Below are 24,440 nucleotides of genomic sequence, written 5' to 3'. Positions count from 1 at the left end.
AACCTAGGGCGCATAGTGCTTGCAGATTTCCTCCCAGATATAGGCCCCGCGAAAGCGGATCCAACGGATGAACAAGCGCACGCGAAACGCCTGCCAGCGGTTGCTGCGCCGAAGCGCCAGGCTTGCCTCGATCTCCTCCAGCAAGGGCTCGCGAGCAAAGCCCATCCAGATTTCCGGGATCACTGCCATCAGGTTGATGTAGCACACCGGCGCCACCTCTTCGTAGAGAATGCGCTCCACCTCAGCCCGGTCATAAGCCTGGGTTTCGCGGGCGATATAGGCGTAGTCCACCTCGTTGTCCACAAAGGCGTCGGATAACACGTAGCGAATATCGTCCCGCTGTTGCGGGGTGATCTCTGATGACACGCGGTGCTCCTTCCTTGGGCTTTCGGGGATCTGGCTGGCGCGGTGGCGGATTCTATCTTGGGGCGATCATCCGGGTTGGCGCCGCGCCATTGGCATTGTGCTGGAGGATGGTCACCGGCTGGCCCTGCTGATTGAAAAACACCTGACCGATCCCCGACGAATTCCACAGCCGCTCCCCGGCTTCGGCATGCTCGGGCACGTGGGGTATCACCTTCATCCGCCGGCGCTTGGTGAACCAGTTCAACGGCGAGCGCGGCGAGTAGAGCCAGCGGTTGAGGCGGTCGAACCATTCCAGCAGGGTGTCGGGGAATTCGTTCTTGATGCCGCTGCTGGTGATCTGCCAGATGCGCGGGCCGCCCTGGCGGTGACGGATCAGCACTTCGTAGACGAAGGAATAGTGCACATCGCCGGAGAGAATCACGTAGCTGCCCGGGGTTCGCGAGTGGCGGAAGATGTTCAGGATCACCTGGGCCGAACCGCGATGGGCCATCCAGTTTTCCGCGTCCACCAGCAGCGGGTAGCCGCACCAGCTGAAGACCTTCTGCACCGTCTCGATCAGCTTGACGCCGAAGATCGGCGCCGGTGAAACGATGATCGCCGAGGGGTGATCCAGCAGTTCGTGTTGCAGTTCGCACAGGGCCTCCCAGTCCAGCAGGCCCGAGGGCTGGCCCAGGTTGGACTCGCTGCGCCAGCGCCGGGTGCGGGTGTCCAGCACCACCAGGGCCGGGGTGCTGGGCAAGACGTACTGCCACTGCGCAAAACGCAGCAACTGGTCGATCAAATCGTCCTGGGCCTGACGTTGCAGCAGGTGTTTCGGGCCTTGTGGCGTGGCACTCAAGGCGCGGGTGTGGTCCAGCAGTTGGGTGAAGGCGTCCGGGTTGTTGCCCCAGCCCTGGCACAGCATGTAAGCCAGCAGCGCGTTGCCGATGATGCGTTTGGAGAAGGGATGACCGTAGGCGGTTTCTTCCCACTGGGCGCTGAGGTTCCAGTCGTCGGTGATGTCGTGGTCGTCGAAGATCATCAGGCACGACAGGTGGGCGAAGACCCGCGCGGCACCCTTCAGGCCCTGGACAAAATCATCGATGCGCTGCTGTTCCCGGGTGTAGCGCGTTTGCTGTTCCGGCGTCAGTTGCGGTGGCAGTGGCGCGATCAGGGTCCAGGGCACCGGTGACCACACCAGCAGGTACATGGCCAGCACCTCGGCGAAGGTCACCAGGTGGTTGTCGGCATTGCTGCTGGTGAAGATCGGCTTTTTCACCCCGCCGAAAAACCGCTCGCGCAGGGTTTCATTGCTCTTCAGCGCCGGGAGCAATTCGGCCCGCTGGTAGTAGCTGGCGCCATGGCGGTACAGCGCCTGGCTGTCGGCCACCACCGCGCCCTCCAACTCTTCATCGAACAGCCCGAGGCGCTCGATCAGGGCGTGAACTGCCCGCAACATGGGGCCGGCCACATCGTCGGCGTACACCTGATCGCCGCTCATCATCAACAAGGCGGGGCGCTGTGCGGGCTCGGGCTGTTGCGCTAGCAGGCGGTCGACGCAGAGCAGGCCATCAGTGGACGGGTGATGGGGCTTGCGGCAGGAGCCGTGGAGCAGGTTGTCGATGCGGCTGTGGAGCACGAACTCCGGAGTCCTGGCATCGCCATACAGCAGGTGCGGCGCCCAGTCGGCAATGGATCGGGCGCCGTCCTCGGCGTCGTTGATCAAGAGGTCATAGGCAATCGTCACGTCCTGGGGCAGGGCGTCGTCCAGGGGCACGTCGATCAGATGGATAAAGGCCTGGCGCCCGACGGGGATGACCTGGCAGTGCTGCTGATCGAGGGGCCGTTCCAGGGCCGTGCCGCCCGTGGGTTGCAGGCGCAGGGTCAGCGGCAACGCCCTTGAACCCACCAGCCACAGCACCAGCCGTGTTGGCTCCAGGCGGCGCAGCAGCGGGCCGGCAAGAACGGGGGGCAGGGCTGGGGCGGGCTTAGTCAGTGGCATCTGCAGCGGGGTCTCTAGCGGTAGCAAAGGGGGCGCAATGGTAGCGCAGCCGATGTCGAAGAAACGTCGGCTGCGGGCGCCGGGTCAAGGCTTTTGTATCCGATTATTTATGGGCGCTGGCCAGCATCACACCGAATCCGAGAAAGGTCATCCCCGACAGTTTGCCGACGATCCTGGCCCCTCGGCTACTGGACAGCCAGCCCCTGGCGCCGTTGGCCATCAGCGCGTAACCGCTGTGCAGCGCAATCACCAATAGGCTGTAGGACGCCACCAGCACAAAGAACTGGCTGTAGTAATCGCCTTGCGGCTGGATGAACTGCGGGAACACCGCGAGAAAGAAAAACCCGGCCTTGGGGTTGAGCAACTGGATCGACAGGGCCTCGACAAAGCGCCGTGCGGGGCGGCTTTTAGTGTCCTGGAGTGGCGGAATGAAACTCTGCGTGCGCCACATCTTCACCCCCAGATACAGCAAGTACAGGGCGCCGATGTACTTGAGCAGGGTAAAGGCGGTGGTTGAGGCCGCCAGGACCAGACCCAGGCTGCTGGCGGAAATCCCCGCCACCACAAAGGCGCCCAGGGCGATACCGAGAATGCCCGGCAGTGCCCCGCTCCAGCCGTGGCGCAGGGCGTTGGACAGGGTCAGCACCACCCCGGGGCCGGGGCTGAGGATGGTCAGGGTGGCCAGCAGTAAAAACAGTCCATAACTTGCCATGCAGCACTCCAGAAATGAGCCATTGAAGGGGCGCAGCCTGCTCCGCGGTTGGCGGCCTGACAAACGCTTTAATTGCACGGCTGCTGTGCCTAAATCAGATCCATGCGCAGGCTCTACAAAGCGTCTCAGGCGCCGCTGGCCCGGGCGGGCACCTGGGTCCGATTAGTCATCGCGTCCTGCTGAATCTGCGCCAGCATCCACTCGATAAACACCTGGGCTTCGGGGGCGGCATCGGCGGCGAGCGCGTAGTAATAGCGGGTCAGCGGCTGGTGCAGTTCCGGCAACGGGCAGACCAGCCGGCCGCTGCTCAGATCCTTGGCCAGCAACGAGGCCGGGCACAGCGCCAGCCCCAGGCCGTCGACACAGGCCTGGAGCACGAAGTGCAGATGGTCGAAATGCAAGGTCGGTGGCTGGCGCAGTGGCTTCAGACCGCAGTGTTCCAGCCATTTTTGCCAGTCGTTGGCGCGGCTACGACTGACCAGCAGGGTATGGCGTCCCAGATCCTTGGGGCTGTTCAGTGCTGTGCTCTGCAACAGCGATGGCGCGGCCACCACCAGGATTTCATCCTCCAGCAAGCGCTGAGGCTGCAGCGATGGCGCCCAGCCCGAACGACCGCGACGAATCACCAGATCGAAGGTTTCCTTGGCCGGGTCGGGGAGCAGGGTGCTGGTCACCACTTCCGGCTGGATCTGCGGGTACAGCGCCATGAACTGCGGCAAGCGCGGAATCAGCCAGCGCACCGCGAAGGACGGCCGCACATTGACCGTCACCTTGCGCAGGGCCGCGCCGCTGCGCAGTGAAACCGCGGCCGCGGCGATCTGGGTCAGGGCCACGCTGACCTGTTCATAGAAGGCTTGCCCGGCGGGGGTCAGCACCGACTGGCGAATGCGCCGTTCGAACAGCAACACACCCAGGTGCTCTTCCAGCAGTTTGATATGGCGGCTCACTGCGCTGTGGCTCACGTGCAGTTCTTCAGCAGCGCGGCTGAAACTCTCGTGGCGAGCGGCGGCGGCAAAGGCGCGGACGGCGTTCAGGGGCGGCAGGTCAGTGATCATGTGTCTAATTTAGTCACCTATGCGGCGCAATAAAAGCGTTTGTCAGTGCCACGTCGTTGACGTCCATCGCGAGCAAGCTCGCTGCTACAGGCCTCAGGCCGAGGCCTTGTGCGTTTCACCGCGTTCAATGCTCTGCGGCTGGCCCTGTTCGATCACCCAGCGCAGCAGCTCGGTCACCGACACCCGGTGCTTGCGTTCGACCCATTCCATGCCTTCGGGGCTGTAGTGCTCGCTGTAGCGGGTCAGCACCAGGTAGTGCTGGTCTTCGGACAGGCCCAGGCTGACTTCGCGGCAATGCAGGCTGGCGTCATCGAGTCTGGTCACCCGTTGCAGCAGCATCAGGGCGTGTTGATCGGAGGTGGGCATGGACAGCTCCTTCGCGACGAGAGGGGCCGGGGCGGGGTTGATCAGGCGCATGGTCAGGGTTCTCCAGCAAGGGGAGGCCGATGCTGGCAGCTGAACCTTGCGCAAAGATGTCTGCTTTATTGCGTCGCTGAAGGTTTGTTGCGGCGTTGAAATAAATGACGCCGGGCGGCGAATGGTTTTAGATAACGGCTCATTCCGACTTGAAGTGATCTCCGCCGGTGAGCCGTCTCTTGATCGTGGACGACGACATTGAAGTCCTCGCGCTGCTGAAGAAATTCTTTGTCCAACAGGGTTATCAGGTGGCGGTGGCCACCGATGGCGCGTCGCTGTGGGCGGCGCTGGAGCGCGAGGTGCCGGACCTGATCATCCTCGACCTGATGCTCCCCGGCGACAACGGCCTGACCCTGTGCCAGCGCCTGCGCCAGTTGCATGCCACGCCGGTGATCATGCTCACCGCCATGGGCGAGTTGAGCGATCGGGTGGTGGGCCTGGAGATGGGCGCCGACGATTACCTGAGCAAGCCCTTCGATGCCCGTGAGCTGCTGGCCCGGGTGCGGGCGGTGCTGCGCCGGGCTGGGGAGAGCCGGCCGGTGAGCGGCGAGGTGCCGCGGCCCTTGATCAAGTTTGCCGACTGGCAACTGGACCTGACCCGCCGCGAGCTGCGCTCGCCGGATCAGGTGATGATTCCGTTGTCGGCGGGGGAGTTCGACCTGCTGCTGGTGTTTGTCGAGCATCCGCAACGCATCCTCACCCGCGAGCAGTTGCTGGACCTGGCCCGGGGTCAGGCCCATGACGCTTTCGATCGCAGCATCGATGTCCAGGTCAGCCGCCTGCGGCGCAAGCTGGAGTTCGACACCAAGCGCCCGGCGATGATTCGCACCGTGCGCAACGGCGGTTATCTGTTCACCCCCAGCGTGACCCGTCAGTGAAGCTGATCAAGCCGTTGTGGCGCTATCGGCTGCGGGACACCGTGGCGCGCTGGATCGCCCTGACCATCATCATGGCCATGCTCACCGCCCTGGCCTTCAATGCGCTGTTCGTGCAACTGGCCGGGGTCTGGGCCTATCCGCCGCTGGCGGAAACCGGGTTGCTGGAAAAGTCCGCGGCCATCGTGCGCATGATCGAAGCCTCGGAGCCGGGCCAGCGCCCGCAACTGGCGGCGGCGGTCAGCAGTGATCACCTGAGTATCCGCTGGCAGCCGACGCGCCAGGGCTTTGCCCTGCCTGAGCTGGACGACCCGGAGTACCGGGTCGGCTCGGAAGGCATCCGCGCCATGCTGCAACCGCCCCAGCGACATATCGAGGCCTACCAGCCCAGTGACTGGCCGGGCCCGGATGGGCGCTACGCGCTGCTGGTGCAATTGACTGATCAGAGTTGGGTGATGTTTTCCTCGGCGTCGCGCAGTTGGGGCCTGGAGGAGGGCACGCGCAATCTGATCGTGATCGCCCTGGTGCTGATCTCCACTGGCCTTGTGGCCTTGATCGCCACGCGCCGGCTGGCCAAGCCGCTGCAGCAGTTCGCCCAGGGGGCGCGGCGCTTTGCCGTGGACTTTCGCGCGCCGCCCATCGAGCCGGTGGGGCCCCACGAGATCCGTCAGGCGATTCTCGCCTTCAACGCCATGCAGGCGCAGTTGCAGCACTTCATCAAGGACCGCACGCAGATGCTCGCGGCCATTTCCCATGACCTGCGCACGCCGCTGACCCGCATGCGCCTGCGCGGCGAGTTCATCGAAGATGCCGACCAGCAGCAGCGCCTGTTTCGTGATGTGGACGAGATGCAGGCGATGATCAATTCGGCCCTGGAGTTCTTTCGCGACGATGCGCGGTTGGAACAGGCCACCCATTTCGATCTGGCCGAGCTGCTGCAGACCCTGGTGGACGACTATCGCGACCAGTCCATGGAGATCCTGTTCAGCGGCCCGCCGCGCCTGGTGTATTGCGGCCGGCCCCTGGGGCTCAAGCGGGTGATGACCAACCTGCTGGATAACGCGATCAAGTACGGGGGCGAGCCGGCCATCGTGCTGGAGCAGGGCGCCGACCAATTGCGGGTGCGGGTGCTGGACCGAGGCCCGGGAATTGCGCCCGATTCTCTGGAACAGGTGTTCCAGCCGTTTTTCCGCCTGGAGAGTTCGCGCAACAAGAGCACCGGCGGCGTGGGCCTGGGGCTGTCGGCAGCGCGGGCCATCGTGCGTGAGCATGGCGGCGAGTTGCGTCTGTTCAACCGTGACGGCGGTGGCTTGGAAGCGCGGGTGGAGTTGCCGCTGTAGCCGTTGCCGCAGGCTGCGACAAGGCCTGAAGGGCCTTGCGAAGTCCTTCGAGCGCCCAGGCCGGCCGATCCCGGCCTGGGCTCACTGAATCCGTTGCGGCTCAGGACCAGTCGAAGCAGAACAGCACCAGGCCTTCCACCGGTTCATAGAACATTACGATCAGGTCGGCGCCGCTGATTCCGTAGTGGCTGGCCGGAACGCTGAGTGCGTGCTGGAAGCGCCGGCCCGCGGGGCTCAAAGGCCAGACGTCGATGTCGCCGCTGTCATCGGTGGCTTCCACGATATCCATGGGGAACTCCACGGTTTCCACCCAGTTGCCATAGCCTTCGGCTACCCCACCGATTTCGTCGATGAAGGTCCAGCGCTGTTCGCGATCGTTCGGCCAGGTCAGGTAGCCCAGTTCCTGAAAACGCTGACGCGAGGCCTGGTAGTCGGCGTGCTCCTTGGCATAGTGGCGTTGCAGGCTGGCTCGCACGTTGCGCCGTGGTTCCGGCAGTTCGGCATTTTCCGGGTGCAGAAAGAAGTAGCGTGGATCACCGCACAGGCGGTAGCGACCGTTCTCGATCTTTAAGCCGATCCAGTTGGTCTTCAGCAGCTCGCTGCCAAATCCCTCATCCTGAGTGAGTTCGCCCACCAGCCCCTCGTCGGGCTCGATAGGGCTCAGCAGGTGCAGGCGCCCGGACCATTCGGGGTTGATCAGGCTGGCGTCTATGGAGAGCAGCGGCAGCAGGTGCTCGGCCAGCTCCTGCTGGTCGGCGACGAACACGTCCTTGGCGTCGGGAAAGGCCATGGCGCCGGGAGGCAGTTGGGTGTAGTGCGCGGTGGCAACGGTGGGCATTGATCGAGTCCTTGATGATTGGGCATCTATGGCGCGCAAGCGCGGTCGCGATTTTGCGGGGTTGCTGACGAATGAACAATCCGTGGCGGCGCGCAAGGATGGCATTTGTCTGCACGGCTCGGTCATGGAGGCCGTGGTGTGTAGGCGGTTTCAGTGGCGGCGGGTGATCAAACCGTTTGAAAGAGGGCAGGTGGCGAGACGTTGCGGTGGCGAACGGGGCGTAAACCTCAAGGTCGGCGCCCCGTAGCGTGTTGCAGTGATGCTCAGGCCGATAGGGCCAGTTTTGTAGCGCCCGCGTCCGCCGTCGCCTGGGCCTGGGTGCGCTCATCTTCTTCCAGCCCCCGCGAGGCGCGACCCACCAGCAACGGATCAGGGGCGTGGGCGACTTTCAGGTCCTTGCCCGGGTAGTCCAGCTCATGCAGGAAATGGCGGATGCAGTTGATCCGCGCGCGTTTCTTGTCGTCGGACTTGATCACCGTCCACGGTGCATCGGCGGTGTCGGTGTGGAAGAACATCGCCTGCTTGGCGGCGGTGTATTCGTCCCACTTGTCCAGGGACTTGATGTCGATGGGTGAGAGCTTCCAGTGCTTGAGCGGGTCGTCCCGGCGTGAGATGAAGCGTCGCAACTGTTCTTCGCGGTTCACCGAGAACCAGAACTTGAACATCAGGATGCCGCTGTTGCACAACATGCGTTCCAGCTCCGGGGTCTGGCGCATGAACTCCAGGTATTGCAGGGGCGAGCAGAACTCCATCACCCGCTCGACCCCGGCGCGGTTGTACCAGGAGCGGTCGAAGAAGACCATTTCCCCGGCGGTGGGCAAATGCTGGATGTAGCGCTGGAAGTACCACTGGCCCTTTTCCTGTTCCGAGGGCTTTTCCAGGGCCACGATCCGCGCGCCACGGGGGTTGAGGTGTTCCATGAAGCGCTTGATGGTGCCGCCTTTACCGGCCGCATCACGGCCTTCGAACAGCACCACGATGCGCTGCCCGGTTTCCTTGACCCAGCTCTGCACCTTGAGCAGCTCGATCTGCAGCTCGCTCTTGGCCTTTTCGTACTCGGCGCGGCGCATGCGGTTGCGATACGGATAGTTGCCCGGCAGCGCAGCGGACACGCTGTCTTCATTGGAACCGCGCGGCGCGCTGGCCACTTGCAGGGCCATGGGCTTCTGGCTGATGGCGCTGATTTCGGCTTCGGCGGCTTTCACCGGGGCGGCCTTGGTTGTGCGTGGGCGGCGAGGGCGTGGCGTAGCCGCTTTGCGTGGAGCAGCCTTGGTGCTGGCAGGGCTGGTGGTGGCCGGAGCGTTTTGCGCTGGGGCGGGAGGCACGGGCAGGGCGGTGGATTCTTCACTCATGGGAGGGGGGCCTGTAATTGCGTTCAATGTCCTCCGGTCATTTTTAGGGCTGGGCAGTTGGCGGCCGTTGATCTCGATCAAGTTTGTAATAAGGAAAAGTCGGTAATCAGTTGAGATTTTTTCGGCGGCTCATTCGGGAGCTATCTGACCTGGGGCGCTGGCCATACGGCTGACGATGGCGCCACAGGATCTTTATGCGCGCAGCGCTGAAAGGACGGCGGATATCAATCCGCCTCCTGTCGTTTTCAGTGAGCCAGAGCCGGTCGCCGGTCCGCCGGATCGCGCTGGCCGGGCTTGGAGGCTGCCGAGGTGGCGGCACTGTGTCGGGTTTGCAGGGCGCCGAACGAGGTGATGTAACCGGCAATGGCGCTGGCGACCACGGTCGGCGGGCTGGCCAGCCAGACCTGACCTGGACCGGAGCGCCCCGGAAAATTCCGGTTGATGGCGCTGACGGTGACCTGCTCTTGGTGGGTCGATGAACCAGGGCCGCAGTTCGCACAGGCGCCGCAGGCCGGCTGCAGCAGTTGCGCGCCAAAGGTTTCGAAGGCCGGCAGGTAACCCTGCTCCTCGCAGTAGTCGCGAACATCCACGGTGCCGAACTGCAAATAGAGTTTGACCTCGGGATGCAGCCGCAGGTCGTTCTCCAGCGCCCAGTTGATCACCTCGAAATAATGATCGAAGTCATCGCGCTTGCCGGCGGTGCAGGAACCGCCATAGGCGATATCGACCCTGACCCGCTCGGTCAGGTCGGTGAGGCGCTGTCCGTTGCCGGGGTCGCCCGGAGCGGCAATCATCGGCAGGATCTGATCGCAGTCCAGGACAATCGTGTCGGCGTAGTTCGCCTCGGGGTCGCTGGTCATCCAGGGTTCGAGCACGAAGTCGAGCTGGCGTCGCTCCTTGAGAAAACGAACGGTCTCCTGATCGGGCACGACGATCCCGCTGAAACCACCCAGCTCCGCTGTCATGTTGGTGAGGGTGGTGCGTTCGTCGGTGGACAGGAACGCCAGGGCCGGGCCACCGAATTCGAAGATCTTGCCGACGCCGTGGCCGGCTTTGATCCGGCTATCGGCCAGCAGGGCCAGCACCAGATCCTTGGCGGTCACGCCGGCGGACAAGCGGCCGACCAGAGAAATGCGCAGCACCTGTGGATACACGGTCCTGACCGAGCCGGTCATGAAGGCATTGGCCATGTCGGTGGTGCCCACGCCAAACGCCAGGCAGCCGAGTGCGCCGCTGTGGGGGGTATGGGAGTCGGTGCCGACCACGACTTGTCCGGGCAGGGCATAGTGCTCGGCCATCATCGCGTGGGAGATGCCCTCGCTGCCTTCGGCCGGCAGATAGCCGTGGGCGCTGAGTCGATGCTTGGCGACGAAGTCCCGATGGGCTTGAGACAAGCCATCGAGTTCGCCCACCAGGCTCTGTTGCAGGTGCGCCGGGCTGCGGTGCTTGTAGGACAAGTGGTCCTCAAACGCCAGAATCGATTCCGGCTGGTACACAGAGAAGTTTTCGCCGAAGGCATCGTCGAGCAAATGGGCGCAAAGCCCGGTGTAGTACTCGTGGATAAAGCGCCAGTCGGCCTTCAGCAGAATGCCGGCGCCCTGCTCGATGCGTTCGGCGCCGGGGGCCTTGAGCAAATGCCGATGAATGATCTTCTCGGCAAAAGTCAGGGGCCCGGTGGGCTGCTGCGGCGATGCTTCTGCGGGCTGGTCCGGCTGCTGACGCAAATGTTCGCGCCCGTAGTTGAGCAGCCCGCCGCTGCGCAGAATGGCCGTGGACAGCGCATCCCTGTTGCCGATCAGCTCCTCCAGCGACAGCTCCTCGCCAGCCTGCAAGCGTGGCACCAAGGACAAGTCGGTGGAGGTCAGCAGCCCGATGTTGTCGGCGTTCTGTCGGTAGATGCGCTCGAAGCCTTCGGCGATGACCAGGCGGATGCCGGCTTTTTTCTCCGCCAGCGGGCTGTGCTCGCGGGAAGAACCTTTGCCGTAGCGGGTGCCCGCCACGCTCACTGTAAAGCCTGCGGAGGCGACATCGTCCTTGCCGATAGGCAGCACCGGGCCCGTCTTGAGGCCCACATAAGGGTATGAACCCAGCCGCTGGTCAAAGAAAGCCAGCACCGGAATCGGCGTTATTTCATCCGTTGAAATGTCATCGCGCAGGGGCTGTGCCTCCTCGAGGGTCAGTGTTTGCCCCCCCAACTGCCGTGACACTTTCAAAGGATCACTGCTTAGAAAAAGCAGCTTTGCGTCAAGCTTGAAACCCATGATTTACCCCAAAAGAAATGGCCGACGGTTTCAGATCAAGTGCCGACCGTCATAGACGCTGTTGTCGTAGGCGGCATGCTTGGCGGCCTCGGCGGCTGGCGCTGGTTTCGCGGTCACGGTGCCTCCCCAGGTGGCATAGATCAACGCGCCCTTGGAGGACTTCCAGGCGTGGGTGCTGCCTGGCGGGTAAATCACCAGATCGCCCTTGAGGTAAATCCCGTTTTCATCCTCAAAGTCACCGTCGAGGATCAGAAAGGTTTCATGGCCGTGGTGGTGGTGAGATTGGGCGCTGGCGCCGGCTTCGCAACGGATCAGGGCAATGCGCTGGGCGCTCTCCTGGCACTCGAACAGCGTGTGAATGCTGGCGCCGCTGCGACCCAGTTGTTGATGAGTCGACCATTGGATCGAATCCGGCTCGCTGGATACATTCAGCAGATTGAAAACTGTCGGGTTCATGGATATGCGCCTGTTATAGAGAAGAGGTGATGAAGCTGAAGGTCGAGCTGATGTTCGCCGTGCGGGAGATTCTTTCTATCGCCGCCAGGTGACGCTCCTGGGTCACCGCCGCGCAGGCATCTTCGAGCACGGTGATCTTGAAGTCTCTGTCATGCCCGTCGAGGGTGGTGGCGAGGATGACGTGTTCGGTCGACACCCCTGTCAGAACCAACTCTTCAATACCTTGGGTACGGAGTATCAATTCCAGGTTGGTTTGATAGAACGGGCTGACCCGGCTCTTGGCGATCACGATTTCGTCCTCGCGGGGGCGCAGGTCGTCGTGCACCTGGGTCGACCAGGTCTGCAACTTCAAGACGCCATGCTCCTTGGCGGGAGCGAAGACTCGGGAGTGCGGGGGGAAGCCTTCATAGTGGGCGTTGAAACCAACGACGATAAAGATGATCGGCAGGTGATTGCTGCGGGCGTAGTTCAGGGCCGATGCGGCCTTTTCCAGCACCCGACGTTCCTGGGTCTGTTGGTAATAGCCTTCACGGGCGTAAACCCCTTCGGGATGGACAATTTCATTGATGAAGTCCATGACCAGCAGTGCTTTGTTTGCAGACATCATTCATTCCTTTAAATGAGGGGCTGATCAGGCCACTTCAGTGATTGCCACAGGCGCTTGGGCGTAGGCCAACTGCAGTGCATCGGACGCCACGTAGTGGGCATCCTGGGCAAAGTCGGTCCAGAACCCCGGGCGGCTACTGCCGGCCTGCATGAACCAGCGGGTGTGCTCGGAAGGCAGGCCCAGGACGTAGAGCCCCTTGATGGGCTGGCCCGCGCGGTCGATCGGGTGATAAGGGCCGGGGGTGACGGCAACGCCGCCGGTGACGAAGGCCTCGTCGATCCCCTGGTTGATGTAGTTGGTCCAGTACCCGCGCCGCACCAGGTTTCTGGTCAGCGGTGACGGGTCTCGGAGCAAGTCCGGCGAAGGGATTCGGCCGTCGATGACCACATCGATCAATTGCCTGGAGTGACGGACCCGAGGGGATTCGATGCTGAACTTGCGGTGCTGGGTATCGATGCCATAGACCGTTTCAGGTCCCACCAGCGTCAGTACCCCCGCAGCGATCAGGGCGCGGATTTGCTCGGTGCGGTAAAGGGGCGGCCCCGCGGTGAGAAACAGGCTGGTAGGGGCGTAGTACTGCAGGAAGTCTTCTTGATGCGAGCGGGGAGTCAGCCGGCCGAAATCCACCACGCTCCTGATCAGGGCGCGGGTATCGCGAATGGTATCCAGGGCGGCTTTCATCGGGTTGTCGACGTTGCCCTCGCGGGCGCTGCACAAGTCGTCTTCCAGCACCCGATCAAGGGCTCGGGCAAAGTCTGCCGGGCTGTGGAACTCTTGGGCGCGGAACGGCCTGGCCAGTCGGTCCAGTTCCAGGACCGGAAGGTCGCTCACGCCGAAATCGGCAGCCGCGGCGACCAGGGCTGGCAACGAGAACAGTTGCTGTTGCACCACGCGATGCTTGAACTGCTGTTCGGCTGCCTGCCCCGCCTGGGCCCGTATGGCGGTGGCGAAGTAGACGATGTTGATTTCCACCAGCAGCAGTGGGAGCACTTCGGTAGCAAACTCGATGTGACCGCGTTTTTGCAGCGCGTCGATCTTGTCGCGGGTGATGCACAGCGGTTGGTATTGAAAGTTCGGGCCTTTCTGGTTGCGGCCCCTGGCGGGGATCAGCATGCCGCTGCGGGAGCCGGCGAACAGCTTGGGTTCACGGTGCGACGGGATGTAGGTGGTGACACCGTCGACAACGCTGAAGCGGCCTCCACGACCGACCGTCAGGGCGGCGACGATGTCGTGGAACGCCAGGCCCAGGCCGACGATTCCCACCTGCTGCTCAGACTGGATTCGCGACAGCGGCATGTCGGCTGCGGAGTCGCCGCGAAAGAACTCCAGCCCGGCCGTCTGCTGGGCGAACTGTTGCAGCTCCCTTTCCCAGCCGATCAACTCGGGGGTTGGGTGCCCGGTGGCGATGACCACCTTGTCGACCTGGAGAAAAGCCCCGTTATCCAATTCCAGGGTTTGCACGTTTTCCTCGTTGAGCAGATCGACGACCACCGCCGGTACGCGCTGCAGCGAAATGTTCGGCGTGAAGCTGGCCTCGATGGTCGACAGGACGAATTGCATGTACTCGCCATGTACCGCGCGCGGCGCATAGGCGTTGGGGCCCGGGTAGGCCGGGTCCACGGAGCTCCACCACTGTGCCAGCGACGGCCCGGCGCCCGGCCTGATCGGACCGTCGTCCAAGGGCCCGGAGAAGGACGAAACCTCCTCGGCGACGGTATTCATCACGTAGTGGCGTGGTTGATCGGTGCGCCAAACCCGGCCGGAGCCCATTTGCGCGCTGTCGATCAGATAGACCATGACTTGTTTGAGCGGGGCGTCCATGAGCATGAGCGCGGCCAGGCGCTCCAGCACAGACAGACCACGGGGGCCGCTGCCGATGATAGCGATACGGTGTGCAGGCGACGAAGGCGTGATGTGTCGCAGAGACATACTGACTCCTGTTTGTATGTGATGACGGTTCAAAGGGGCGGGCAATTATCTGAAGGCTTGATGAAAGCGCCTGATGGCTTCGTCTATGGCTTCATCGCTACCGGCGAAGGACAGTCGGATATAGCCTTCGCCCCCCTCACCAAAGGCCGTGCCTGGCGTGACCGCGACTTTCGCGGTGCTGAGCAACCAGCGGGTAAACGCCAGGGAGTTTTCAAAGCCCAGGTCGGCGATGGAGGCAAACAGATACAGTGCGCCCTCGGGGGCTATGCACTGGATGCCGGCAATGCTCTGAAGGCCTTCAATCAGTCGGTCGCGGCGCTTTTGATAGGAGGTCACCATGTCGGCTATCCGGTGTTGGCAACCTTTGAGGGCCGCAACGCCGCCGCGTTGAATGAAGGAGCCCGCACAGCCGACGGTATGCTGATGGACTTTGAGCAGCTCATTGGAAATGCGCTCGCAACTGACGACGTACCCCAGGCGCCATCCAGTCATCGCGTAGGCTTTGGAAAAGCCGCTGATGGTAACGGTGATGTCCTGGGCGCCTTCGATGCTGGCAATGCTGATATGGCGGGCCTGGCCGTAGATGACCTTTTCGTAGATCTCATCGGAAATGATGTACAGCCCGTGTTTCAACGCCACCTGCACCACCCCGGTGACCTCTTCGCGGGTCAGCACGCGGCCGGTGGGGTTGTTGGGGTTGTTGATCAGAATGGCTTTGGTGCGTGGCGTGATCGCCTGTTCCAGGGCGTCGGCTTCGAGCGTGAAGCCGTTTTTGCCGTCCAGCGGCACGGCCTTGACGGTGGCACCGGCCATGGCCGCCATGGCCTTGTAGCTCACCCAGCTGGGGGTTGGGATGATGATTTCATCGCCCTGGTCCAGCAAGGTCATCAATGTGATGAACAGCGCGTGCTTTGCCGATGGCGTGACAATGATGTTCTTGTCGGCGGCCAGATCGAGCCCATGTTCGGTCTTGTATTTATGGGCCACGGCGTCCAGCAGTGCCTTGGTGCCACGGCTGGGTGTGTAATGAGTGTCACCGTCCGACAGTGCTTCAACGGCAGCATCTACGACATGATTGGGCGTCCTGAAGTCAGGTTCACCACCGCCGAGATCGACGATATCTTCCCCCTGCTCACGCAGGCTGCGCACCATATCCAAAATGGCGTAAGTTTCCGAAAGCTCAAGGTTTTCAACCCGTTTGGAGAATGCGTGTAGGCGCATTTAAATCACCCTGACTGGTCATGCTGATAATGAAGTTATTGTTTTAGCGGTGAACTTAGTCGATGACGCAGCCGGCCCGGTTATTGGCCCAGTACGCTTCGTAACTTTTTGCAGTGCGGGAGTCTTTGAAGGCATAGGTCTTCAACAGCCAGCGCGCAGCGGCACTCTCAGGATTGAGGATGTCGATCTTTTCCCGGTTATGCAGGCCATCCTGATTGGCGAACGTCAGCAGGTCGCCGGTGAGAATGCGGTGGCGCTTGCATTGAGAGCGGGTCATCGCACTTTTGAAAGCAATGAAGGCATCCCGCGCTTCGAGCGGTGCTTCTTCAGCCACGCAGGTCATGGTGTCAAGGAAGCGAATGGAGTGAACGTTACTCAGGATCGGGTGTTTCTCGGAGGTGCTCAGTTGTTTGTTCATGTCCCGTGAGAAGACATCGAAAACCGTATAGAAGTGTGGTTCACGCAAGTAGGCGATGTGCTTGGGTTCAAGATTGTTCACGATATCCGCGCCGTCGATGTAGCCGGTGTAGATCAGGTCATCATCGGGGCAGCGCATGCCCAGCAGGGTGATGTAGTCGGCCCGGACTTTATGGGCGGTGCGGTCATTGTGAAACACCAGTTCGCTGTCGCTGAAGCCGGTGAGTTGTCCGCTGTATTTCTTGATTGCGATGACATCGGTAAAGAAGTCACCCTGGTTTCTGGTTTCGTAGGACAGCAGCGGAGTGCCTGTTAGTTGGGCGAACAGTTCGAGAAAGGCTTCGCTGATGAACTTGTTCTTTTTCAGGTGTTTGTCACTGACTGGGTCTTCGGGGTCCAATTCGGGGATGACTGGGTCCATGGGGCAGTTGCGGATCACGTGGATCTTCTGCTGATGGCGAGCGCGTTCATCGCTGATGATTTGGCAGGCCTTTACAAAACGCTGTGGAACCTGGGAGTGCAGCTCTCTTATTTCTTCTGAGAAGTCGCCGTAGTTCTTGTAGGGCGATAGCTGGATTTGTTCAAGAAGACTCAGTAGTTGTGACTTTTCACCGGCTTCAAAAATAAATAGCGGGATCATTGGTTTCCTCCATGGAATAAGATCGGACTAGTTAATCGAATGGTTAGGCAGTTGGCGTATATAAGTCAGTGTGCGACGCGTGCCGTTCTTAAAGTTGTATGGCACGCGTTATAGTTGTGAAACTTCTATGAACAGCAACTTCAAGCCGAGCCAAGTTCCAGCGCGTAGTTTTTTTCAACACGAGGAAACAGCGGTACGGTCAACAGGGCGCAGAAGGCGGCTGCCAACCACACCAGGCTCCAGGAAAAATGAGTCATCAGGGCGGAGGCCGCGATGGGGGTCGCGAACAGCACCACAAACACGCAGGTATTGCCCATGGCCAGGGCGGTACCGGCGCGACTGGCGCCGGCCAGTGTGGCCAGTTCGGTGTAGGCAACACCGTGCCAGGCGGACACGCTGATCCCGGCGACGACCATCACACCGATGATCACGGCGCTGGCCAGCGGGGTTTGGCTGATGCCATAGAAGCTGGCGGCCGACACCGTCCCGCTCAAGGCCAGGAAGGTCAGGGTGCTCAACCAGGCGCAGGCCTTGAGGTAGCTGCGGCGGTTCTTGTTTTTGTCGGTCCAGCGTCCGCTCCAGATCCTGCTGACGATCGCGCCAATCTGGATCACCGCCAGAGTCGCGGAAACCAGGGTGATGTTGATGTTGCCGAAGTCATGAAAGAACACCGCCGCATAAGTGAGAATGGCAAATTGCGGGGCGCAGAGCAGGCCGATGGCCAGGACGATTCGCCAGATCCTCGGATCTTTCAATGGGCTGTTGCTGCTCTCCAGGCTCAGTTTTTTTGCTGCGCTGCTGGAGAAGTCCGGCTCATACAGCCACAACCAGGCAAACAGGGCGGCCACCAGGCAGAACAGCGCCGATGCCGTGAATACTTCGATAAAACCGTAGGTATGAGCCAGGTAGGGCAACACCACCGCGCCCAAGGCATAACCCCCGGGTACAGCGGTTTGCCGGATGCTCATGGCCAGCCCGCGCTCGCCTTCCTTGAACCAGGCCATGATGGCCCGGCCGCTGGCGCCGTTGACGCTGCTGCCCAGCAGGCCCACGGTGAACAGCCCCGCCGCCAGCAGGACCACCGTGGGGGCATAAAAGGCCAGCATGGCCAGGATCAGCAAGGCGATGCCGGAGGTCAAAAGCCCGGTCAGCAGAACCGGACGATCCCCCCAGCGATCGGTGAGCAGCCCCCAGGGAATTTCGCTGATGGCGATGCCCAGTCCGAGCACCCCCAGGACCAGCCCCAGCTCAGCGTTGTCCAGCTGATAGGTCGCGCGCATATAGACCGCTGTAGCGGGCAGTCCACCCACCACACTGGAAAAGCTGGCGTTGGCCGCAACCCCGACGCCGAGCACTTTCCAACGGTGACCGTTATCTACAGGCATAAGAATCCCACTAGTTAAATAGTTGTGGGTTAAAAGACTCTCATGGGAGTATCGTCTCGAATATCAAATAATTTTGCGTGTTAGTCCCAAAAAACAGGATTGTCATGAGACCAGTAAATTTCGATTTGGATGTCATGCGCAGTTTCGTCACAGGGGTCGAATTGGGCAGTTTTGCCAAGGCGGCGCAAAAGCTCGCTCGTTCGACATCGGCCATCAGCGCCCAGTTGAAGAAACTCGAAGCCCAGGCGGGTTCGCCCTTGTTCAAGAAGGCCGGTCGCAGGCTGGCCCTGACGGACACCGGGGAAGTGCTACTGAATTACTCCCGGCGGCTTTTAAGCCTCAACGACGAAACCATCACCGCGGTATCCGAGCTCAAGCTCAAAGGCTGGGTGCGCCTGGGGCTTCAGGAAGACCTGGGCAGCTTCCTGCCCACGGTGCTGGGCCGCTTCGCCAGGGCCCATCCCGATGTTCGGGTCGAAGCCCGCATCGCGCGCAATGGCGATCTGCTCAGCCGCATCGAAAACGGCTCCCTGGATCTTGCCGTGGCCTGGGGGGCAGAGCGGACCACCGGGTATCAGGAAGTGGTGGCGGACCTGCCCATGCAATGGATCGGCTCATCGCACCAGTACCTCGACTGGCGCGCCGAGTCGGGAACACCGTTGCCGATCATCGCGTTCGACGCGCCTTGTCCTTTTCATTCGATGGCCACCGAAGCGCTCAACCGCGAAGGGATTCCCTGGTTGCTGTCGTTCACCAGCTCCAGCCTCAATGGCCTATCCGCGGCGACCGAGGCCGGCCTGGGCTACACCATTCGCACGGCCCTGGGCCTGCAGCCAGGTACCGAGCTTCTGCAGGCCGGCGACCGCGGCTTGCCAGCCTTGCCCTCAATCGCCTTGACGTTGCATCGCCGAGAGGCAACCCCGGACCCGCTGACCGAACGGCTGTCGAACATCGTGATACAGGCCATCCGCAGTGAGATTGTTTACTGACGAGAGACGGCTTGAGCACAAGCCTTGCCAGCCCGATTCCGCCCAGCACGTGTTTGCAGTCGGGCTATTGTTGAGCACAGAGATTTGATCAGAAGAGAGCGCACAATGAACAAGTTCGTTTGGCCGGCACTGGTGGCTTTGCTGTTTGTCCAGTCCCCGGCCCATGCCATCAATGAAAAGTATCGTCAGCAGCTTGAGCAATCGGGCTGTACCCAAATGACCGAGCTTCAGGGATGCGACATCCACAAGAGCAAGGCGGAAAACGCCAAGGCCGGATTTGCCGACCCTTACACACCCGCCGCTGCTGCTGACAGCGCCAAGGAACAGACCCCCTACGCCGGACAATGGACGGCCAAAAGCGATACTGGCGCGACAGTCGCCACCATTCGTATCGATGCCAAAGAGCATGTGTGGGTGAACGGCAAAGAGGTCAAAGCCAAGCGCACGGATGGCGCCCTGCAATTTCGTCAGGGCACGCTGCTGTTCACCATTCAAGGTGATCGACGCCTGAAGAATGAAGATGTGTGGATGGATACCGATGCCGGAACCAAGGGGCCGATTCAGAGCGAATAGGTATTCGGACAGGCACAAAAAAACCGGCTCAGGTGGCCGGTTTTTTTGGATTCAAGATGCATTGAGCGGCATCTTGAGATATGTACTTGGTGCCCGAGGGAGACTGGAATTTTCTATAGGAACAAAGGTCTTCAGAGCTATTTTAGTAATAGGGATACAGATGGGGATACAAGCATTGGCGTGCTAAGCGAAATTCTACTGTGCATTACCTTGCTTATACTGCTCGGATGCCGCTTCAACGGCCCGGTTTTTTGCGACTATATTTTTTTCAGCAGTAGAGAGCGATTTCATGACCGTAGAGAAAAAGAGCAAGCAGGAATCCATGGATAGGACATGTGTTGATGATTCCGAAGATCGGAGCGTGTCGACTCCAATCCATTTGGACGCCTCAAACCCCGCGCTTTATTCCGCACCAGGTCAGAAGTTTTCCGCCTCGTTCCCTAACCAATCGATAACCTCCTCACTCGATGAGTATCTGCGCCAGTCCAGCTCCGTCCAAAAGCTGATTGATGCTACAGACAGACTGTTACGGCCATCCGCAGCTATCCAAGCGGTGATCAATGCCACTCAAAAGATGATGCGTCCCTCTCGCGAAATAGAGGCATTTTTGCATGCCACAGATCTAGCTCTTCAGCCGTCACGCGAAATTTACGCGGCGATAACAGCTACTCAAAGGATGCTTAAACCATCTCCTGAAATCCAAGCTCTAGTAGCGTCTACAGGGAAGTGGCTTCAACCATCACGCGAAATGCAAGACCTAGTGAGTTGGACTGAAAAACTTACTCGGACTTACAGTCAGCACTATGGGGCTTCTTTTGATGCTGTTGAGAAGGCATTGCACCAATCAGACTCACTGAAAGCAATGATCGCGGCGATGGATACTCACCGCTCTACGGGGTCACTAAGATCCCTCTTAAGTAACTTCGAGACCCTCCAGGCGTCCCCCGTTTTTGATTTGCTGGTCTCAACCGATACGACGAGACTTCAGTCACTTATTGAGGGTTATCAGGAGGGCGAGCAACGCTCAAGCTTCGTTGACGCTCCTCCGATTTCACAGGATGTGGAAGCCGAGATTGTTCGGGCTTTAAATACTAGTTCCAGCCCACAGGGACTCACAGCTCCAGCATTGGTTTTCTTGATGTTGTTCATTACCGCGGTGCACACATTCTATGACGATCTCAGTAAGTGGAATGACTTCCGTGAGTCAGTTTGCGATATACAGGAACGACTCACAGCTTTTGATTCTCTAGCGCATGCGCGAAAACTTGTTCGCACTACTCTATGCGATGCACCAAAAGGATTAACCGAGAGCTTTCGGCTGACCAAGAAAGAAGGGGTCAATCTGCGTGAAGATCCAGGGATGAAATCGGAGGTGATCATGACCTTACCGAAATATGCACCCTTGGAGGTGATTGAGACCACTAATCGTGATTGGCTGCTGGTTAGCTACAAACACGAGGGTCTAGAGATAGAAGGTTGGGTTTCTCGGAAGTACGTCCGACCAGCATCGCGTTGACTGACCCTAGTCGTAGGGGCAGAAATTGCTGGGGCCCCTGAGGTTTTGCAGACTACACGGGGTCGGAAACCCGCGTGATCGTGTCAGCGAAAGTTTTCACAGCTTACTAAAATTTCAACGTTGAAATTGAAAGGATGCTCAGTGGGAAAGGGCATCGTTACCTGATCGGTAAAGGTGAGCAGTGGTGTTGTGCATACCGAACGTTTGGACACCGTCAACCTGAGTGAGTGTGTCAACCACCTCAACCTGTCAACCAACGTAGAAAACCCAGCCGCTAACCAAGTGCGGCGGGTTATCTGCCCCGTGTCTTTCAGATTTGCTCAGGGGCCCCGGCAACCTCTCAAGACCTTGTGCATTTGCACTGGTGAACTGTGTGTTCACCTGGTTCACCAGTTCACTAAGCTGGGCACTCTGCCGCTAACACAGTCCCGCGGGTTTCCGACCCCCGTGTGTGCCTCATTGCCCCAGGGGCCCCCGCTACCTGTTGGTAGCTCGTCGCTGATGGAGCTCATTGCTTATGGGGAGCGTTTTGACGGAGGGCTAGCTGAGTCAACAAAGATTAGGAAATTCCGTATATACGGGCTCTCCGAGTAAATGCTTCTTTAGCCCCTTCTAGAATCTTGCAGGCTGCATCACGGGCATTGATATCATCAATTGACCCTCTAGCAACAATTTTACTTGTTTCACTATTGCTCTTGAAGACTATGAGCTGCTCTGCGTCACCAAGAACAGCAATATTGGCGTTGTGAGTAACAATTATAACCTGTCGACGTTCTTTAGCCCGACGGAGCACTGGAACAAATGTATGGAAGATGAATTCGCTGTCTAGGTTGTCTTCTGGTTGGTCAATTATCAATGGTCGTTTGCTATCAGATGAAAGTATTAATGCGAGCAATACGGATTGTTGCTGGCCTAACGATAAGCGAGAAAAGTCTCTTTGAATATATTTCGGACTTGGTCCCTCGTCAATGCGTCGAGTTACCATTAACTTTGGAAGGTCGTCGACGTGACATGTTTCTAACGCCGCGCGAACTGATTGATCTCCCAGCTGTGCAATGATGTCTTTGGCGTCTCCAGTTGTGAAGAGCTTTACATCTTTCTCAATTTCGATATCTGATATCGAGCTGTATTGCGTCTTGGTTATTGCATTCAGTAATCCGGGAATAGTTAGTTTTTCTACAATTGCTCGGGCCTTAACATAGTTTGATGTACGCCATGTCATCGCTGTAGCAATTATTGAAACGGCTTCTTCAGAGTAACCGCTGTCTATATATTGCAGTTTGACCTGAAGGTCTGATAGGACTTCAGCTAAAGCTTTAGAGGCTTTAATTGCATAGGCCTGTCTCAGTGAAGAAACTTTTCTCCGTGCAGTCCATCTTCGCGCCAAGGCCTCTGAATAATCTTTGTGTAAAGCTTTTAAATGAGGTTCCCAAGCTCTTAAGCTAATTAGTGTTTTTTGATGGGTTGCCTCATCACTAGCTAGCTTAGTGATGTGAGACATGTCTAATCTTACGCCATTTTGTTCAAGTTGTTTTCTCTTTTCTTCAACTTCATTTCGGATTGGTTGTTCTTTTGCAGTCCAATTTTCGATTGCTGCTAATGTCGTCTTGTGTAGTTGGGTGTATGCGCTTTTTATGGCAGTCTTGGCCAGATTTGCCGCTTCGGAAAAAACATCCATCTGAGCAATGATTTCAGCTGCTTCGGCCTTTCCGGTCTCAATGCCGTCAGTATCAACAAGAGTCCGCAGCGCAGTAAGACTTTCATTAAGGTTGTCGCTTTCAACGAGCAACTTCAGTTCCTTTAGTTTCTCTTGGAGGCTCGTTTTTAGAGCCTTTTCAGTGGCTAGACTCCGTTGAAGCTTAATTATTTCAGAGCCTTTTGCCGCTTCGAACGCTTGAAGCTGTTGCTGCAGGACAGTTAGAGCCCGCTGAGTTTGAGGAATTGCATCTACGTTCTTTCTCGCCTTAATTATATCGCCTTGTATCTTCAGTAAGTTATCCAGCTCAGCCTGTTCTTCCTGTATCGCTTCACCCACGTGAGTGAAAGTGTCCAAATACTTCATCAGGGCTAAGGGGTCTCCCTTCGCCTGTTCTCGCACCCGAGCGGCCTCCCCTTGTCCAAAACAATCGATTTCAAAAGCTATAGGTCCATCTAGAGGGTCATCGATATTGACGAGATCACCGCGCATCGGGCGAGAAAGGGTATGCATTTCTCCAGCTTCGTCTTGCCAGAATAAATCTAATCTCTGCGGCCATACCTCAGAATCTACAACATCAGCATCTGAAGGGGATCCAGTAAGGCAGCGCACTGCTTCGAAGGTAGTGGATTTACCAGTTCCGCGGCCTCCGATAATGCAGTTTAAGTTGCTATTGAAGTGAATACTTTGGTTGTTCAGAAAGCCACCACCAATCGATACCCCGAGTATGAAAGGGGTGCTCGTTGGGATCTCGTCTTCTAGGCGTATACGGGAGTCGCCTTCTTCAAGCGCTAGCTGTAAACCACCAAAGGATGGCTTTGCCATCTTATAACGAGTCAGTCTTCTGTCCTGTGCCGCATTGCGTCCCAAGGCATTAAGAGTATGAGAGTCGGAGTTTAAAACTCTTGCCAGGTATTGGCGCTCGCCAAGTCCTAACCGTGCAGTACGCTCCTTTCCTATTTGAGTTCTAACTGGATCAACGTCTTCAGGAGAGTAGCGAACAACTGATGCTGTGTTCTTTAACTCAATGGCTAGGAGTGCGGGATGACAGATGATGTCTACTTTGTGAGGAGACCCGCCTGGATCATTTGTTTCTAAGCCATTCCCACCATCTACATGCGCAAGAATACCAAAGCCACCAAGAGCTTTGGTTATTTCTAAGCAAGCATGCATCGAAGTTCGGCATCGGCTATTTGGCAGTCCTCGGTCTGCCAATTCTAATCGTCCGTGAAAACTAGCGAGTGCGTCGTAGGTGGGGAAATAACAAAGCAAATGCCCTTCTGGTGTTGAAAGCTCAACAGCCGGGATTACCAAAATTCCGGCATCACTCCCAGCCTTCAATGCAGCTTGGATGTTAGTTATTTCGTTGTGGTCAGCGATAGCGATAATGCTTAAGTTTTCGCGGACTGCAGTGGCAACGATGGCTTGGGGTGTCATTTCAATGTCGGTCACATCGTGAGATGCTGAATGAGAATGAATATGAAGGTCTCCGCGATAAAATCGAGAACCACTTTCAAGATCAATGCATTGGCTCAGTGCTTCCGACATTCTTGGCCATCCTTGTCGTCTTCGTTTTTGTACTGGCGGCTGTACCGAAAACAATTTAGCTCAAAAATGTCATGTCCGTGGTTTTCTAAATTTTTTGTGAACGTATCCGTTTGATAGCTGCAGCTTGTGTCTGAACGCGGTTTGCTAGGCTTCACACGGCTGAGGAATGTACCGATCACGGTTTACGATGAGGATAAGCTGCTGTGCCTTCTCGAGGCGTGTGAGCCGTTGAGCGCCGGCATCAGCTACGTGCATTTAGCGCTCAG

20 protein-coding genes are annotated in these 24,440 nt (G+C 58.9%); 5 read left to right on the top strand and 15 right to left on the bottom strand.

Annotated elements, in window-relative coordinates:
- Positions 1-3: 3 nt before the first annotated feature.
- From ACMGF8_RS29915 to ACMGF8_RS29895, 5 genes are all read right to left on the bottom strand, one after another.
- Positions 4-366: a DUF7079 family protein gene (locus tag ACMGF8_RS29915; protein WP_205413487.1), complete on the bottom strand. Its 363-nt coding sequence runs from the start codon at positions 364-366 to the stop codon at positions 4-6.
- Between the two features lie 52 nt (positions 367-418).
- Positions 419-2,347 carry an alkaline phosphatase D family protein gene (locus ACMGF8_RS29910; protein ID WP_207166499.1) on the bottom strand — a complete coding sequence of 643 codons (1,929 nt, stop codon included), beginning with the start codon at positions 2,345-2,347 and terminating at the stop codon, positions 419-421.
- Positions 2,348-2,450: 103 nt separating this feature from the next.
- Positions 2,451-3,059, bottom strand: coding sequence for a LysE family translocator (locus ACMGF8_RS29905; RefSeq protein ID WP_250329601.1), 609 nt, complete (start codon positions 3,057-3,059; stop codon positions 2,451-2,453).
- 125 nt (positions 3,060-3,184) lie between these two features.
- Positions 3,185-4,114 (bottom strand): transcriptional regulator GcvA, encoded by a 930-nt coding sequence (gcvA, locus tag ACMGF8_RS29900; RefSeq protein ID WP_250329600.1) that lies wholly within the window; start codon positions 4,112-4,114, stop codon positions 3,185-3,187.
- A 93-nt stretch (positions 4,115-4,207) separates the two neighbouring features.
- The gene (locus tag ACMGF8_RS29895; protein ID WP_232513178.1) at positions 4,208-4,480 is read right to left on the bottom strand and encodes a hypothetical protein; all 273 of its coding nucleotides are present in this window, start codon (positions 4,478-4,480) and stop codon (positions 4,208-4,210) included.
- A gap of 218 nt (positions 4,481-4,698) precedes the next feature.
- Here ACMGF8_RS29895 and ACMGF8_RS29890 point away from each other — a divergent pair, with 218 nt between their 5' ends.
- Together ACMGF8_RS29890 and ACMGF8_RS29885 are read left to right on the top strand one after the other, a co-directional pair.
- A complete protein-coding gene (locus ACMGF8_RS29890; protein ID WP_060840896.1) occupies positions 4,699-5,409 on the top strand; it encodes a response regulator in 711 nt (236 codons plus the stop codon).
- Positions 5,406-6,746, top strand: a complete 1,341-nt coding sequence (locus tag ACMGF8_RS29885) for an ATP-binding protein (RefSeq protein WP_115580835.1) — start codon at positions 5,406-5,408, stop codon at positions 6,744-6,746. The genes ACMGF8_RS29890 and ACMGF8_RS29885 overlap by 4 nt, the downstream gene beginning before the upstream one ends.
- Before the next feature lie 100 nt (positions 6,747-6,846).
- Here ACMGF8_RS29885 and ACMGF8_RS29880 read toward each other — a convergent pair whose 3' ends face one another.
- From ACMGF8_RS29880 to ACMGF8_RS29840, 9 genes are all read right to left on the bottom strand, one after another.
- A complete protein-coding gene (locus ACMGF8_RS29880) occupies positions 6,847-7,584 on the bottom strand; it encodes a hypothetical protein (protein ID WP_102860378.1) in 738 nt (245 codons plus the stop codon).
- Between the two features lie 263 nt (positions 7,585-7,847).
- Positions 7,848-8,744, bottom strand: coding sequence for a polyphosphate kinase 2 (gene ppk2, locus ACMGF8_RS29875; RefSeq protein WP_162884156.1), 897 nt, complete (start codon positions 8,742-8,744; stop codon positions 7,848-7,850).
- A gap of 437 nt (positions 8,745-9,181) precedes the next feature.
- On the bottom strand, positions 9,182-11,143 hold the full coding sequence (locus ACMGF8_RS29870) for an aconitase family protein (RefSeq protein WP_416760403.1): 1,962 nt from the start codon (positions 11,141-11,143) through the stop codon (positions 9,182-9,184).
- Positions 11,144-11,227: 84 nt separating this feature from the next.
- On the bottom strand, positions 11,228-11,653 hold the full coding sequence (locus tag ACMGF8_RS29865; RefSeq protein ID WP_416758181.1) for a cupin domain-containing protein: 426 nt from the start codon (positions 11,651-11,653) through the stop codon (positions 11,228-11,230).
- A gap of 13 nt (positions 11,654-11,666) precedes the next feature.
- Positions 11,667-12,257, bottom strand: coding sequence for a cysteine hydrolase family protein (locus ACMGF8_RS29860; protein WP_162884085.1), 591 nt, complete (start codon positions 12,255-12,257; stop codon positions 11,667-11,669).
- A 27-nt stretch (positions 12,258-12,284) separates the two neighbouring features.
- A complete protein-coding gene (locus ACMGF8_RS29855; RefSeq protein ID WP_207166492.1) occupies positions 12,285-14,189 on the bottom strand; it encodes an FAD/NAD(P)-binding protein in 1,905 nt (634 codons plus the stop codon).
- A gap of 45 nt (positions 14,190-14,234) precedes the next feature.
- Positions 14,235-15,410 (bottom strand): pyridoxal phosphate-dependent aminotransferase, encoded by a 1,176-nt coding sequence (locus ACMGF8_RS29850; RefSeq protein ID WP_102860384.1) that lies wholly within the window; start codon positions 15,408-15,410, stop codon positions 14,235-14,237.
- A 55-nt stretch (positions 15,411-15,465) separates the two neighbouring features.
- On the bottom strand, positions 15,466-16,467 hold the full coding sequence (locus ACMGF8_RS29845; RefSeq protein WP_240322042.1) for a taurine catabolism dioxygenase TauD: 1,002 nt from the start codon (positions 16,465-16,467) through the stop codon (positions 15,466-15,468).
- A 140-nt stretch (positions 16,468-16,607) separates the two neighbouring features.
- Positions 16,608-17,852, bottom strand: coding sequence for an MFS transporter (locus ACMGF8_RS29840; protein ID WP_102860385.1), 1,245 nt, complete (start codon positions 17,850-17,852; stop codon positions 16,608-16,610).
- 104 nt (positions 17,853-17,956) lie between these two features.
- Here ACMGF8_RS29840 and ACMGF8_RS29835 point away from each other — a divergent pair, with 104 nt between their 5' ends.
- The 3 genes from ACMGF8_RS29835 (at position 17,957) to ACMGF8_RS29825 (ending at position 20,930) form a co-directional block, all read left to right on the top strand.
- Positions 17,957-18,841: a LysR substrate-binding domain-containing protein gene (locus ACMGF8_RS29835; RefSeq protein ID WP_102860386.1), complete on the top strand. Its 885-nt coding sequence runs from the start codon at positions 17,957-17,959 to the stop codon at positions 18,839-18,841.
- A gap of 105 nt (positions 18,842-18,946) precedes the next feature.
- On the top strand, positions 18,947-19,414 hold the full coding sequence (locus tag ACMGF8_RS29830; RefSeq protein ID WP_102860387.1) for a hypothetical protein: 468 nt from the start codon (positions 18,947-18,949) through the stop codon (positions 19,412-19,414).
- Positions 19,415-19,703: 289 nt separating this feature from the next.
- Positions 19,704-20,930 carry an SH3 domain-containing protein gene (locus ACMGF8_RS29825; protein ID WP_210458135.1) on the top strand — a complete coding sequence of 409 codons (1,227 nt, stop codon included), beginning with the start codon at positions 19,704-19,706 and terminating at the stop codon, positions 20,928-20,930.
- A 559-nt stretch (positions 20,931-21,489) separates the two neighbouring features.
- Here the strand turns inward: ACMGF8_RS29825 and ACMGF8_RS29820 are convergent.
- On the bottom strand, positions 21,490-24,174 hold the full coding sequence (locus ACMGF8_RS29820) for a TrlF family AAA-like ATPase (protein ID WP_416758176.1): 2,685 nt from the start codon (positions 24,172-24,174) through the stop codon (positions 21,490-21,492).
- Positions 24,175-24,440 lie beyond the last annotated feature (266 nt).

The organism is Pseudomonas sp. BNK-7 (genome assembly GCF_048072025.1).
Classification (GTDB): Bacteria; Pseudomonadota; Gammaproteobacteria; order Pseudomonadales; family Pseudomonadaceae; genus Aquipseudomonas; species Aquipseudomonas danubii.
This window is presented reverse-complemented; position numbering and strand designations above follow the sequence as displayed.